The sequence below is a fragment of the Pseudomonas kitaguniensis genome, assembly GCF_009296165.1.
GTDB classification, from domain to species: domain Bacteria; phylum Pseudomonadota; class Gammaproteobacteria; order Pseudomonadales; family Pseudomonadaceae; genus Aquipseudomonas; species Aquipseudomonas kitaguniensis.
In genome coordinates this window covers 1-14,192 of the sequence record NZ_VUAZ01000010.1, presented here as the reverse complement: position 1 = coordinate 14,192, position 14,192 = coordinate 1, and the positions used below count along the sequence as shown (strand labels likewise).

At 59.1% G+C, this 14,192-nt stretch carries 13 protein-coding genes; 3 read left to right on the top strand and 10 right to left on the bottom strand.

Annotation, left to right across the window (positions count from 1 at the left end; genetic code table 11):
- Positions 1 to 47: 47 nt before the first annotated feature.
- The 4 genes from pgsA to F0169_RS02340 all read right to left on the bottom strand — a co-directional run bounded on the left by pgsA (position 48) and on the right by F0169_RS02340 (position 3,624).
- Positions 48 to 608, bottom strand: a complete 561-nt coding sequence (pgsA, locus tag F0169_RS02355; protein WP_058414945.1) for a CDP-diacylglycerol--glycerol-3-phosphate 3-phosphatidyltransferase — start codon at positions 606 to 608, stop codon at positions 48 to 50.
- A gap of 32 nt (positions 609 to 640) precedes the next feature.
- The gene (gene uvrC / locus F0169_RS02350; RefSeq protein WP_058414946.1) at positions 641 to 2,464 is read right to left on the bottom strand and encodes an excinuclease ABC subunit UvrC; all 1,824 of its coding nucleotides are present in this window, start codon (positions 2,462 to 2,464) and stop codon (positions 641 to 643) included.
- 1 nt (position 2,465) lies between these two features.
- Positions 2,466 to 3,107, bottom strand: coding sequence for a response regulator transcription factor GacA (gacA, locus tag F0169_RS02345; RefSeq protein ID WP_082649090.1), 642 nt, complete (start codon positions 3,105 to 3,107; stop codon positions 2,466 to 2,468).
- 151 nt (positions 3,108 to 3,258) lie between these two features.
- A complete protein-coding gene (locus F0169_RS02340; RefSeq protein WP_122249523.1) occupies positions 3,259 to 3,624 on the bottom strand; it encodes a helix-turn-helix domain-containing protein in 366 nt (121 codons plus the stop codon).
- An 81-nt stretch (positions 3,625 to 3,705) separates the two neighbouring features.
- Between F0169_RS02340 and F0169_RS02335 the strand changes: the two genes are divergently transcribed.
- Complete coding sequence (locus tag F0169_RS02335) at positions 3,706 to 3,945, top strand: DNA-binding protein (RefSeq protein ID WP_058414949.1); 240 nt, start codon at positions 3,706 to 3,708, stop codon at positions 3,943 to 3,945.
- 35 nt (positions 3,946 to 3,980) lie between these two features.
- Here F0169_RS02335 and F0169_RS02330 read toward each other — a convergent pair whose 3' ends face one another.
- Complete coding sequence (locus tag F0169_RS02330) at positions 3,981 to 4,427, bottom strand: GNAT family N-acetyltransferase (RefSeq protein ID WP_058414950.1); 447 nt, start codon at positions 4,425 to 4,427, stop codon at positions 3,981 to 3,983.
- Positions 4,424 to 5,176, bottom strand: coding sequence for a carbon-nitrogen hydrolase family protein (locus tag F0169_RS02325; RefSeq protein WP_152745328.1), 753 nt, complete (start codon positions 5,174 to 5,176; stop codon positions 4,424 to 4,426). The genes F0169_RS02330 and F0169_RS02325 overlap by 4 nt, the downstream gene beginning before the upstream one ends.
- A 612-nt stretch (positions 5,177 to 5,788) precedes the next feature.
- On the opposite strand from F0169_RS02325, the gene F0169_RS02320 reads away from it, so the two are divergent.
- Complete coding sequence (locus F0169_RS02320) at positions 5,789 to 6,880, top strand: 3-deoxy-7-phosphoheptulonate synthase (protein WP_152745327.1); 1,092 nt, start codon at positions 5,789 to 5,791, stop codon at positions 6,878 to 6,880.
- 136 nt (positions 6,881 to 7,016) lie between these two features.
- Positions 7,017 to 7,835, top strand: coding sequence for a 2,5-didehydrogluconate reductase DkgB (dkgB, locus tag F0169_RS02315; RefSeq protein ID WP_152745326.1), 819 nt, complete (start codon positions 7,017 to 7,019; stop codon positions 7,833 to 7,835).
- On the opposite strand, the gene F0169_RS02310 is transcribed toward dkgB, so the two are convergent.
- From F0169_RS02310 to F0169_RS02295, 4 genes are all read right to left on the bottom strand, one after another.
- Positions 7,832 to 8,254, bottom strand: coding sequence for a chemotaxis protein CheY (locus F0169_RS02310; protein WP_122249536.1), 423 nt, complete (start codon positions 8,252 to 8,254; stop codon positions 7,832 to 7,834). The genes dkgB and F0169_RS02310 overlap by 4 nt on opposite strands.
- Positions 8,255 to 8,389: 135 nt before the next feature.
- Positions 8,390 to 12,016, bottom strand: coding sequence for a transporter substrate-binding domain-containing protein (locus F0169_RS02305; RefSeq protein ID WP_152745325.1), 3,627 nt, complete (start codon positions 12,014 to 12,016; stop codon positions 8,390 to 8,392).
- Positions 12,017 to 12,022: 6 nt separating this feature from the next.
- Positions 12,023 to 12,649, bottom strand: a complete 627-nt coding sequence (locus tag F0169_RS02300) for a response regulator transcription factor (protein WP_099237795.1) — start codon at positions 12,647 to 12,649, stop codon at positions 12,023 to 12,025.
- A 299-nt stretch (positions 12,650 to 12,948) separates the two neighbouring features.
- Positions 12,949 to 13,665: an MgtC/SapB family protein gene (locus F0169_RS02295; RefSeq protein WP_058414955.1), complete on the bottom strand. Its 717-nt coding sequence runs from the start codon at positions 13,663 to 13,665 to the stop codon at positions 12,949 to 12,951.
- Positions 13,666 to 14,192 lie beyond the last annotated feature (527 nt).

Here is a 14,192-nt window from a genome sequence, read left to right as displayed (position 1 = left end):
ATTTTATAGAATCCTCAGCACCCGTCAACCCCTTGATTCAAAAAAGTTTATTTCTTTTCTACGGTAGTGCGCAGGTGAGGCCAGGCAGCGCGCAAATACTGGAGCATCGACCACAGGGTCAGGCCAGCGGCGATCAGCAGCAAGGCGTAACCCACCAGCACCCAGAAGGTGAAGTGCGGCGGATTGGCCAGCAATATGACCAGCGCGAGCATCTGCGCGGCGGTTTTCCATTTACCCATGTTGGAGACAGCGACATGGGCGCGGGCGCCGATTTCGGCCATCCATTCACGCAACGCCGAGACCACGATTTCGCGGCCGATAATCACCGCAGCCGGCAGCGTCAGCCACAGGTTGGCGTGTTCCTGCACCAGCAGGACAAGGGCGACGGCCACCATGAGTTTGTCGGCCACCGGGTCCAGGAACGCGCCAAACGGTGTGCTCTGCTCCAGGCGACGCGCCAGGTAGCCGTCAAGCCAGTCGGTTGCGGCCGCAAAGGCAAACACGGAACTTGAAGCCAAGTGGCTCCATTCGTACGGCAAATAGAACAACAGAATGAAAATTGGAATGAGCAGGACGCGTAGAACGGTGATCAGATTAGGGATATTCATCGGCACAACTGGCTACGAGGTGGAAAGGCATTCTATTCGCTGTGCAGATTGGCATAAATCAATTCAGCGAGCTTTTTACTGATACCGGGTGCTTTGGCTATTTCGTCAATGCTGGCACGGGACAGCTCCTGCAAGCCACCAAAATGTTTAAGCAAGTCGCGACGGCGCGTCGGCCCAACGCCCGCCACCCCTTCCAGGGTTGAGGTTCGCCGGGTTTTGCCGCGGCGCGCGCGGTGGCCGGTAATCGCAAAACGGTGGGCTTCGTCACGAATCTGTTGAATCAGGTGCAGCGCGGGTGAGTCGCCCTTCAACGTGAACTCATGGGCCGCATCATTCAAGTACAACGTTTCAAAACCGGCCTTGCGCGTGGCACCCTTGGCCACGCCGAGCAGGATCAAGTCGGGCACGGCCAGCTCGTTGAGCACGTCACGGGCCATCGACAACTGACCCTTGCCGCCGTCCACCAGCAGAATATCCGGCAGCTTGCCCTCGCCGTCTTTCAGCCTGCTGAAGCGGCGTGTGAGCGCCTGGTGCATGGCGGCGTAGTCATCGCCTGCGGTAATGCCTTCGATGTTGTAGCGCCGGTAATCGGATTTGATCGGCCCTTCCGGCCCGAATACCACACAGGACGCCACCGTGGCCTCGCCGCTGGAGTGGCTGATGTCATAGCACTCAAGGCGCTGGGGTGGTTCGTCCAGGTTGAGCACTTCGGCCAAGGCATCGAAGCGCGCAGCCACGTGCTGTCGATTAGCCAGGCGCGCGCTCAGGGCCTGTTCGGCGTTGGTCACCGCCAGTTGCTGCCAGCGGGCGCGGGTGCCGCGCACGCGGTGGCTGATGTCCAACTCGCGACCACGCAACTCGTGGATGGCTTCGATCAGTGTGGGGAAGTCTTCATGCACCACGTTGACGATCAGCTCCGATGGCAAGTCGCGCTCGGGGCTGCTGACGTAGTATTGGCCGAGGAAGGCCGCCATGACTTCGGCCACCTCCTCGTCGATACCGGTCTGCGGGAAAAAGTTCTTGCTGCCCAGCACTCGCCCGCCACGCACGCTGATCAGGTGCACGCAGGCACCGCCGGGGTTGACGAAGGCGGCGATCACATCCACGTCACCGGTGCCGCCTTCCATGCTCTGCTGGTCCTGAACACGGCGCAGCAAAGAGATCTGGTCGCGCAATTCAGCCGCCCGTTCGAAATCCAGGCTGCCGGCGGCGTGTTCCATGGCAGTGGAGAGTTCATCGGTGAGGGCGTTGCTGCGCCCCTCAAGAAACATCACCGAGTGGCGCACATCCTCGGCGTACTCCGCCGGTTCCACCAGGCCGACACAAGGCGCCTTGCACCGCTTGATCTGGTACTGCAGGCACGGCCGAGTGCGGTTCTTGTAGAAGCTGTCTTCGCACTGGCGCACAAAAAAGGTCTTTTGCAGCAGGCTCAAACTTTCGCGGATCGCGCCAGCGCTGGGGTATGGGCCAAAATATTTGCCCTTCTGCTTCTTCGCGCCACGGTGGATGCTGAGGCGCGGGAAATTACCGTCGGATAAAAACACGTAGGGGTAGGATTTATCGTCGCGCAGCAGGATGTTGTAAGGCGGCCGCCATTCCTTGATCAGCGTTTGCTCAAGCAGCAGCGCCTCGGTCTCGTTGGCGGTGATGGTGGTTTCGACCTGGGCGATACGCGCCACCAGGGCAGCGGTTTTCGGCGCGAGACCGGTCTTGCGAAAGTAGCTCGCAAGACGGCTTTTCAGGTTCTTGGCTTTGCCCACATAAAGCAGGCGCGCCTCGCTGTCGAACATGCGGTAAACGCCGGGGCGACCACTGCAGGTTGAGAGAAAGGCACTTGGATCAAACGGTGTGGTCATGTCAGGCGCTGGCGTCCACCATGCCGTGGCGCACCGCGAGCAGGGTCAGTTCAACATCACTGCTGATCGCCAGTTTCTCGAAAATGCGATAGCGGTAGGTGTTCACGGTTTTTGGCGACAGGCACAACTTGTCGGAGATCGCCTGAACCTTCTGGCAACCGACGATCATCAGGGCGATCTGGATCTCCCGCTCCGACAACACATCAAACGGTGAGTCGCTGGTGGGCTGGAAGGATTTGATCGCCAACTGCTGGGCAATTTGCGGGCTGATATAACGCTGGCCTGCAAACACCAGGCGAATGGCTTGCACCATCTCCGACAGGCCTGCACCCTTGGTCAGATAACCCGCCGCCCCGGCCTGCAACAGACGGGTGGGGAATGGGTCCTCCTCGCACACAGTAACCACCACGACTTTGATGTCCGGATGGCTGCGCAACAATTTGGTCGTGGCACCAAGACCGCCAATCCCGGGCATCTTGACGTCCATCAACACCACATCGGGCTTCAACTCTCGGGCCTTGATCAGGGATTCCTCCCCCGACTCGGCCTGGCCGACTACTTGCAGGCCATCGATGTCAGCCAGCATTCGTGTAATGCCTGTACGAACGAGATCATGGTCATCGACTACTAGCACCCTAATCAAGCAGACACCTCGCGATATGGTCTTATAGGTTGCTGAACACCTTAGCAAAAAACCAAGGCACAGACCTAGCTGCAAGTGTCATATATATAGAGTTTGCGCGCTATATAAGGCTCTGCCGATCAGCAATCTGCCAATTATGCTGAACAAAAGGTCAGCTTTGCGAAAATACCGGCTTGAGTTTTCCCGACAGCGTTGCCGAATGTTCCGCCAACGTGGTGGTCAAGTGACGTATCGCGTCTTGGTCCTCCTTGAACATGGCACGGTAGTTTTCAAGGATTTTTTCTTCAAGCAAGCTCAGGTTTTCCAGTTGTATCGGCGTCGGGCTTCCCGTAAGCACATAGAGGACGTCTACACCACGCTCTGCCACACGTGATAAATAATCAGCTTTGGGCGCACGGCCACCGCTCTCATATTTTCCTTGGGCATTGGCTTCAACGCCACCCACTTCACCAAAGCTTTTCTGAGACATACCGAGCCGTTCTCTTTCCTGCCTTAAACGCGAACCGATTCCACTCATTTGGATGTATGATCCTATTTGGCACACCTCAAGAGGTGACACACTCATCTCGCCTTAAACAAACTTGAACGGTTTTGAACTATGCCCGGTATTCGCACTGCTGCACAAGCTAAGGCTTGGCTGGAACATCAAGGCAAGTCAGTTCAAGCGTTCGCCCGTGAGCACGGAGTAGACCCTGCTACAACGTATCAAGTGCTCGCGGGGCGCAAAAAGGGACGGCGCGGGGAAGCCCACAAGGTGGCGGTCCTGTTGGGCATGAAAGAAGGGATTATCGTGGACGAGCCTATCGCTCAACACCGCGACCCGGATGTAATTGCCTGACAGCAGTATGCGCTTATTCGTACAGCGTGCCCGTTTTAGTCAGATGGCGCCGCGCGACATTCACGCTCCATGCGCCAGAAGCAGTAATCCTCCCCCACGACGCTCAACCCTTGGCGCAGATACAGCGCTTTCGCCGGGTTGGTCTTGAATACGGTCAAGCGTAAAAGACCCAGGCCTTGCGACCGCGCCTTGAGCACCATCTGCTCCAGCACCCAACTGCCTGCGCCTTGCTTGCGGCAATGCTTAAGCAGGTGCAGCTCGCGAATAAACAGTGCCCTGCTGTCGCGACTCAGGCTGATAAAACCCATCACGCTGTCATCCCTGCAAATCAGCCAGTTCTCACGCCCCGCCCAATCGCGGTCAAAGCCATCTTCGGACCACAATAAATCGTACTCCAGGTAGTAGCGGTGCATGGACTCATGCGCGAGCGTTCGTGCGAATGGCAAGTCCTGGCTGGTCGCCGCGCGCAGGTGAAAGGTCATTTGAACGCTACCACTTGACCGGCCCATTGCCCCGCTTCGCGGCGGGCGATCACGAGCGCGTCGCCGACACCCGCGGCGGCGGCGAGCAAACGGCCATCGGCGGCCCAAATGGCACTGCGACCTGCGCAGGCCCAGCCACCCGATGGGCTACCATGATTGGCCATCAGCACCAGCAAGCCGTGTTCAGCGGCGTAGCCTTGAAGCAGCGTGCTGTCCGCTGCATAACCATCTGTGCTGATCAACACACCGGCGGCGTAAACAGTGGCGCCAGCCTCGGCCGCCTGACGGGGATGGCTGGCAGCCGAAAAATCTGCACACACCGCCAATGCAATACGCTCACCCGCACATTCGAGGACCGCACCGCCCTGCCCTGCCACAAATGCCGGTGCCTCACCGGGGTGCAAATGCTGCTTGGTGTAGACCGCCAGCGAACCGTCCGCGCCCAACACCAGTGCGCCAATCAACACACCCGGCTCGGGCGCCAAACGGATTGGCATGCCCACCACCGTCGTCAACCGCAACTGCTGCGCCATCGCGCGCAGCGGCGCCAGCAGCGCATCGTCGGGCGCAATCGCCAATCCAGCGGCCAACGCCGGTTCATACCCGGTCAATGACAGCTCCGGAAAAACCAGCCATTGCACGCCGTGTTCCGCGGCAGCCTGCATAACCGCCAGGTGACGCTGGATATTGGCATGCACGTCGCCTGCGATAGAACAGGTTTGAGCGGCAGCAAGGGTCAAGGCACTCATGGTTGCGTTCCAGTCATCTTTATCATCAAGTGCGACCAGCATATCGGCACTCACCCATAGCCGTCAGTACAACCGCACAATAGAAATTGCTGATTGAAACCACCCGCACACGCGTTGTAAACTCGGGGAAATTCGGAGACATACGATGTTGCAGTTCACCCACATTCAGGCTTGCCCTACTGCCAGCGCCTCGCGCTCGGTGTCGGCTGCCCGCGTGAGCGGTTTGAGCGCACGTACCAGCTTTTATTTTGGGTATTGGTTTAGCCACTGGCGCGCCTGATACCTGAAATCGGCGCCCACTACTCAAGGGGTCGCCTACCAGAGAAATCTAACCCCCGGTCGGCTCCCCGACCGGGGGTTTTGTTTTTTCAGGCCCCGTACATTTTGAACAACACCTAAAGGAGTCACGACATGAACTACGCCACCTATTACCGCTACGACACTTGCACTGCATGGCGATTTAGCAAGCTCCGTTCGGGACAGCCTGCCGCCTCCGATCGGTCACCTCTTGGTGGCAAGCCAACCTGCGTAGCCAATACGGCCAATTGTCGAACACCCCAGTAGGGCAGAGCGTGCGGGAACAGCCCGCCGCTTGCCCAGGAAGCCTTGAATATGAATTCCTCCGCCGCCGCTTTGCCACTCTCTGCCATCAACAGCGCCCTGACTTGCGCCAATGAATCCCTGACCCAGCGCCTGCCCAGTGCGCTTGAGCTTAAACACCAGTTGCCGCTCAGCCCGTTCCTCGTTGAGCAGATAAACGCCCATCGCCAAGCCGTGCGAGCCATCCTTGAAGGTGAAGACTCCCGCTTGCTGCTGATTGTCGGCCCGTGTTCGATACACGACCCGGAATCGGCCATGGAATACGCGCGCAAGCTGAAGAAATTAGCGCTTGAAGTCAGTGACCAGATGCTGCTGGTGATCCGCGCCTACGTCGAAAAACCACGCACCACTGTCGGCTGGAAAGGCCTGGCCTACGACCCGCACCTGGATGGCAGCGATGACATGGCCGCAGGCCTCAACCTGTCGCGCCAGTTGATGCGCGAAATGCTGCGCCTGGGCCTGCCGGTCGCCACCGAGCTGCTGCAACCGATGGCGGCCGGCTACTTCGATGACCTGCTCAGTTGGGTGGCCATCGGCGCACGCACCACCGAGTCGCAAATCCACCGCGAAATGGCCAGCGGCCTGGGCATACCCGTCGGTTTCAAGAACGGCACCGACGGCGGCGTCGCCATTGCCTGCGATGCGATGCGCTCAGCGGCGCACCCGCACCGCCACTTCGGCGTCGACAGCCAGGGCCATCCGGCGATCATCCAGACCCCGGGCAACCCCGACACGCACCTGGTGCTGCGCGGCGGCCACCGTGGGCCAAACTACGATGCGCAAAGCGTGGCGCAGGTGAAACTCGACTTGGCCAAGTCCAAGGTCACGGCGCGGATGATGGTCGATTGCAGCCATGCCAACAGTGGCAAAGACCCGCTGCGTCAACCGGCGGTGTTCAACGAGGTGCTGGAACAACGCCTGCAAGGTGACACGGCGTTGATCGGCATGATGCTCGAAAGTCATCTGTTCGAAGGTTGCCAGCCGTTGAGCCCGTCAATGAAGTACGGCGTGTCAGTGACCGATGGTTGCCTGGGCTGGGACGCTACCGAGCAACTCTTGCGCAGTGCCGCCGAGCGCCTGCGGGCACAGCGTCAAACCGACTGACCGCATGCAGGCACGGCTTGCCCGTGCCTGCACTGTTGCCGTCTGGTAAAAAGTCATTGTCGGGTTTGGGGGTTTTTCAGAAGGAACCACGGGCAGATACTCGACTCCACGCTTTACCCCCTTTCAGGAGTTACCCATGCCCACCTCTACCCAAAACGTCCCCGCCTTTGGCCTCGGCACTTTCCGCCTGCAAGGCAACGTTGTGATCAACTCGGTCAGCACGGGCCTGGAACTGGGCTACCGCGCCATCGACACTGCGCAAATCTACGAAAACGAAGCCGATGTGGGCCAGGCGATTGCCGACAGTGGCGTGCCGCGTGATGAACTGTTCATCACCAGCAAGATCTGGATCGCCAACTTCGCCGAAGGGCAGTTGATTCCTAGCCTGCGTGAAAGCTTGCGCAAATTGAAGACTGACTACCTGGACCTGACCCTGATCCACTGGCCATCGCCGGAAGATCAAGTGCCCGTCGCCGAGTTCATGGGCCAATTGCTGGAAGCAAAACGCTTGGGCCTGACGCGCCAGATCGGTATTTCCAACTTCACCATCGACCTGATGAAACAGGCGATTGCTGCGGTGGGCGCCGAGCACATCGCGACCAATCAGATCGAACTGCACCCCTACCTGCAAAACCAGAAGGTGGTGGATTTCGCCACCGCCAACGGCATTCAGATCACCTCGTACATGACGCTGGCCTATGGCGAAGTGCTGAAGGACCCGGTGATCCAGCAAATCGCCGAACGCCATCATGCCACCCCGGCGCAAGTCACGCTGGCGTGGGCCATGCAATTGGGTTATGCGGTAATCCCTTCGTCGACCCAGCGCGCCAACCTGCAGAGCAACCTCAAGGCCTTGCAACTGACCTTGAGCGCCGCCGACATGGCGCAGATAGCCGGGCTGGAACGCGCTCATCGCCTGACCAGCCCCAAGGGCATCGCACCGAAGTGGGATTAAACCCCGGTTGCCGGCCGGCTGGATAACTCCCGCAGCCAGGGCAATACTCGCAAACCAAGGGCGGCCTTGGGTGGGTCGACGATGTCCATGAAGTGCTCCAGGTTGATGGAGTCGGGTGCGCCTGGCAGGCGTACCAGCACGGCTGAGGCTGCACCGGCCAATCGGCCGAGGTCCTGGTGGTGGTAAACCAGCATATGCCGAGCCTTGGGCCGCGGCCCGTTGAAGTCGGCCAGCAACCCCGCGTTGATGATCAGCACGTCAAAGGGCTCGGCCGGGATGGCCGTGAGTATTTGCACTTCTTCGAAGGTTTGCACCGGGACAATCCGGTGATAACCCAATTGGTTGAGCATTTTCTCGATGTGCAGCCTTTGCAGGTGCTGTTCGTCGGCAATCATGAGGGTCAGTGCTTTATTCGGCATGGCAAAAAACCTGGGCAGGCTGGGCTCGTCATTGAGCACCGCCCATTCTCCAGACATAGCGCGAAGACAAAATCAGCCTTGTTCCCACATCGCGTAGGAGTTATCCCAAAACCACCGAATGACCCGCCACAGCGCTCAACGCTGATTGCAAAACACGCTCAGGCGCTGATGCAGCTCAGCCATCGCCGCCGCCATCGCATCAATCGCCGCGCCCAGCGCATTGCGATCCTGGCGTTGACAGACACCCTCAAGCGTTTCGGAACAGGCGATCAGCCGCTGCGCCTTGACCATGCGCGCCCCGCCCTTGGCGCGGTGAGCGAGGTCATGCAGCGGGTGAAAATGGTGCTGGCGCTGCAGCTCCGTCAGAAGCGCACAGTCCTCCTGGAGGCTCTCTATCAGCGGCATCAACAGCTCTTTCAGCGCGGCATGATCGTCCCCCGTTAACGAGATTAACGTGCTCAGATCAAACCCCGCCTCAGTTTCAGGCGTACAAAGACGGTTCGTCAGCGAGGCCAGGGCCGAGCGCAAGTCCTCAAGCCCCGCCGGTTTGAACAGGCAACCATCCATGCCGGCTTGCCGACAACGCTCGGCTTCTTCTGGCTGTGCATTCGCGGTAAAGCCCAGCAACAGGCAAGGCACCAGCCCTTGCTCACGCTCTTGCGCACGAATGTCACGTGCCAGGGTGTAGCCGTCTTTGAGGGGCATGTTGCAATCGGTGATCACCACATCCGGGTTCTTGGTTTTCCAGCATTCAAGCCCCTGAACACCCTCCTCGGCGGTGATGATGCGATGCCCCAGAAAGCTCAACTGCCGGGCCAGCAGCAAGCGATTGGCCGGGTAGTCATCCACCACCAGAATGTCCAATACACGGGCGGCCTGAACAGCCGGCACGGGCAATAAAACCTCGGCCGGCAAGGCAGCGGTCCTGGCCAATGTCAGCGTCACGTCCACCCGTGTGCCCTGCCCGAGCGCACTGCTCAATTGCAGCGTGCCCTCCATCATTTCACACAGGTTACGGCTGATAACCAGGCCTAATCCCGAGCCGCTACGGGCCGATTGCTCGGTATTGCTGCCCTGGATAAATGGGTTGAACAGGCGCTGCTGGTCTTCGGCACTGATGCCTATACCGGTGTCTTCCACCCATAACCTGAGGCTCAGCGATTCGGTGCCTGATGCCGGTGAACTGCGCGCGCCCAACCGCACCTGGCCGTGGCGCGTGAACTTGATGGCATTGCTCAGCAGGTTGGACACCACTTGTTTGAACCGCATGGGGTCGGCCAGTACGGGGCAATCAATCAGCGGGTCAAGCTCTACCAGCAGCGCCAGGCCCTTGGCACGCGCCAGCCCTTCGAACACCCGCGCCACCGACATCAGCAGCTCATGCAGGTTGGCCGGTTCCAGGGCAAGGGACAGATGGCCGGACTCGATGCGGGCAATATCAAGAATATCGCCAATCAATTCCAGCATGCCGTGGGACGCAACCGAAGCGACCTCCAGGGCATCGCGGTCTGCGCGGCCCTGCTCGGCGTTCGCAAGGGCCAGTTCGATCATGCCGATCACCGCATTCATCGGCGTGCGGATCTCGTGACTCATGGTCGCCAGGAACGTGGTCTTGGCACGATTGGCGGCGTCGGCTTCCTCCTTGGCTTCCTGCAACTGGCCCAACAGGCGCTGGCGCTCGCTGACGTCCACCCAACCGGCAATCATACCGACGACATTTTCGTCGCCATCACGGTACGGCAGCATCCATTGATAAATGGTCAATATCTTGCCCGCGGGCAGCCTGAGTACCCGATCATGAATCTGCGGCTCGCCACGCTCCATCAACCTCAGATAATCTTCATGAAAAGACTGCGCCTGGGGCGGGTTACCGCTGTCGGTCTGGATCACCGTCTTGCCGATGACCTCTTCCAGCCTGAAGCCAAACACATCCAGATAAGCGCTGTTGCAAGCCATTAGCCGCCCTTGGCGATCACGCACGTAAATCGGATGAGGCGTGCCGTCGATCAATACGCCCATAAAGCGCATCTGGTCGCTCAAGGCACGTTCGGCCTGGGAACGCTTGCGTATCAGGCTACGCAAGTAGATGGCCCACCCCAGCAGCAGCAACAGCAACAGTGCCGCCAGACCAAAACCCTGAATGATCGCGGTACGATGACGCAGCCAACGGTCTTCGATGACCACATCAGTGCGCCATTGGCTGATCAGCTCGTCCATTTCATGCGGGGGAATGCTCAGCAGCGCCTTGTCCAGTATCGAATACAACTCCAACTGACCACGGTTCACGCCAAACGTCATGCGCGCAGGCTCGGAGCCAACCGTGCTGGTCACTCGCAGTTTGCCACGGTACTGAAGGGCGATAAGGTAGCGCGCATTGATCAATGAATTGACGGCCCCATCGGCGGTGCCGGCGACCACCATGGCCATGGCTTCTGTCGGGTTTCTGGCCTGTACAAAAGCGATACCGGGGTAATCGCGGTTGATCACCTCACGCAGCGCATTGCCACTGGCCAGCGCGAGGCGTTTTCCAACCATGTCTTCCAGGGTCATCGTGGCAGGATCGTCGTTGCGCGTCACCAGCACAACCGGGTTGGTCAGGTAGGGCCGGCTGAAGCGCACCTGATCGGAGCCTTCGATACTGGGGGTTACCACCGCCAGCATGTCGGCCCTGCCGGCGCTGACCGCGCCAATTTGATCGAACATCGAGCCGCCCGCGACCACATCGAACTTCAAACCGGTACGCAAGCTGATCCGCGACAACACGTCGGCGCTCAGCCCCTCTAACTGCCCATTTGCAGTAAAGGATGCCAACGGCAGCATCTGGTCGGACGCTACCACCCTCACGCGCGGATGCTTCTCCAGCCAACGCTGCTCGCTCGTGCTCAAGTGCAGCCGCGTCGTCCCCAGAAGGCCCAGGTTGTCACCGCTCCAACGGCGCAGTATTTCCATCTGCTCGTTAGCTGCGATGGCTCCCAGCGCTGTGTTGACGATGCGCAGCAGCCGGGAGTTTTTTCTGGAAAGAGCGAAGGCGAAAGAGTTGGATTCCAGCGTGGAAAAATCCGCCATCTGCACGTTGTTCAGATGGTTACGGTTGATCTGATAATTGGCGGTAATAGCGTCGCCAAGATAGACATCGGCGTGACCGAAAGCCACAGCGCCGATGGCTTCAAAAATAGACGGGAACAGCTCCAGTTGCGCCTTGGGGTAAAAGGCCTTCACGATCTCGGGGTGCATGTAGTGATAGAGCATCGCCACCCGCTTGCCCGCCAAATCCACGCCGAGGGACTGGCCGTCGCCGGTACGGGTTACCAGCACCGGTTGATCGTTGGCATAGGAGCGCGAAAGCACTAACTGCGGGTCGCCCGCCTCAAAGCCGTTGGCCGACCCCAGCAGGTCAATTGCGCCATGCTTGAGCGCCTCAATCACCTCATCACGGGTACCGTAGCGCCGAACTTCAACGGTGATGTTCAGCGCCTGGGAGAGCAGCCCCGCATAATCGGCCGTGATGCCTTCAAGCTCATCGTTATTATTCGTCAGTTCGAAGGGCCCGTAATCAGGCGCCGAAACTCCCAGCAACAGCGTGCGACGCTCGCGCAGCCAGTGCCAGTCTGGCTCCCCCAGCACCACCGATGGGCCAATACCCTCGAACCTTGAGTGCCCCAACAAACGCAGCGCCTGAGGCTCGTCAAGCGCGCTCGCCCGCATCGGCATCAGGCCCATCAACAGGGCAATGATCAACCGTAGAATGTGGGCCGGGGTCATGTGGCGTCAGATCAAACAATTACGATTGGCAAATTTGGCCATATGTACAACGGACGACATGCGCAGTTTCTCTTTTAGCCGCGTTTTGTAAGTGCTGATGGTTTTGTGGCTCAAGAGCATTTGCTCGGCGATCTGGTTATTGCCCAAACCCAATGCGAGCATGCGTAATACCTCCACTTCACGATCCGAAAGCGATTCCACCAGTTGCAGCTCAGTGGACTGCAGATCGTCACGGCGCACCGAACTGCTTGGCAAGCTGGGAAAGCAACTGTAGTTGGACATCACCGCCTTAATAGCTTTTTGCAGTTCGTCCAACTCGCCTGTCTTGGCCACAAAACCCATGGCACCTGCACGCATGCAGCGCGCAGAAAAAAACTCCGCAAGGGACGCCGTCAGTACCAGCATCTTGCAAGGCAGGCCCAAAGCCTTGACCCGACTGATGACTTCCAGCCCGCCAAGTTTGGGGATCGACAGGTCTAGAATGATCAAATCAGGGCGCCCTTCTCTGGCCTTCTGCACGGCATCCGCGCCGTTACCGGCCTCATCGATGTCAGTAAAACCTTCTTGTTTGAGCAGAAAGCGAACGGTTTGCCGAATAAACGGATGATCATCGACTATTAGCGCTTTATTCATAAAACACCCCTGAGGCCTGGTAACCTTACACATCACACGGGACACAGGTACCTGTGAGAAATGACAGTGCCGACCGGCGGTACTGCCCCTACTCAGGACGATAGCCAGGCTGTGCCTGGTCCCTTCGATTAAAACGTGCGAACACGCACCGTTGTTTTTTTGCCGCTGTCCAGCTGCAAGGGCGCAACTTTATCAACCAAACGACGCTTAATCCGAAGGGATACTCCTAACTACTTGTAGGACTTTTCCTAGCAAGCATGGCCAACCCAGCGCTTGGCCATGTGTCACACGAAGGCGGGTTAGTCGGTGGTGCTCGGGCTCCAGAAGGCCTGCACCACCAGGGACGACATGGCAATACGCGTCACCAGCGCATCCAATTCGTCGCCGTCTACTGAGGTGGCGGCCAGGATGGCCTCGATTTCCACCTCTTCGCTGCCGAACGGGCGCACGTCGACGTCGCTGGCCGGGTAATTGCAGCGCGCAAGCTCGGCTTCCAGCAACACCATCACCGCCTGTTGCTCGCTACGCCGCGCGATGACATAGAGGATGTTGGTGACCTCTGCCGATACCACGTCCAAGGGCTGACGGTTGATGTTATTAACGATCGGCCGCAACAACGTGTTGGCCGCCAACACAAACAGCGTGCCCAGCAGCGCTTCAAGAATAAGGTCGGCGCCGGCACACGCGCCCACCGCCGCCGAGGCCCAGAGCGTGGCGGCGGTGTTGAGCCCGCGCACATTGCCTTCTTCGCGCATGATCACCCCCGCCCCCAAAAAGCCGATGCCCGAGACCACGTACGCGACCACCCGCACTGCACCTTCTGCCCCACCCAGCCGGTTGGCCATGTCGACAAAAATCGCCGCGCCTACGGCCACCAGCACATTGGTGCGCAAGCCCGCCGTGCGCTGACGGTACTGACGCTCAAAACCGATCAAGCCACCGAGGATAAACGCCGCGCTGAGGCTGACCACGGTATCGACCAGCGAGTTGAGGTTGATGTTGTTGATTGCTTGCATAAAAACTCCTGTTGCCACTAAGGCTATGCCGATCTCTGTGCAGCCCGCGTTCCTGCGGCCAGCCGGTTCCTGTGGCGAGCGGGCTCGCCACAGGAACCGGCTGACCACAAAAGCCGGCTAGCCACAATGCACTGCGGTATGAGAGGGATTCGGGCAGGTGCCAGGACTGGCCGCTGCCGGGATGCCGCTACTCGCTTTTTCAGGCGAGATAACGGCATCGCAACGATGCGCGTTACCTTGCCAAGTATGTGCCGGTTACGGAAACCGGCCGACAACTGCCACTCGAACAAGTACCCATTGAGGATCTGCGCTATTGAAAAAAACGCGCGAAGCTTACCCACCGTTTACAGGCGAGTAAACCGTACGAAGGTTTCAATTCTGAGGGTGGGAATATTCTTCAGGGCAGGTTCAGGAACCCGCTATGGGTGGGAGGCCCTGCTGCATCGGCGCTTGAGAAATCAAAAGCGCTATTGCGGGCTTGCTCGCGATGCGGGCACGGGACGCTTCCAGATCAAAATCACAAGCCG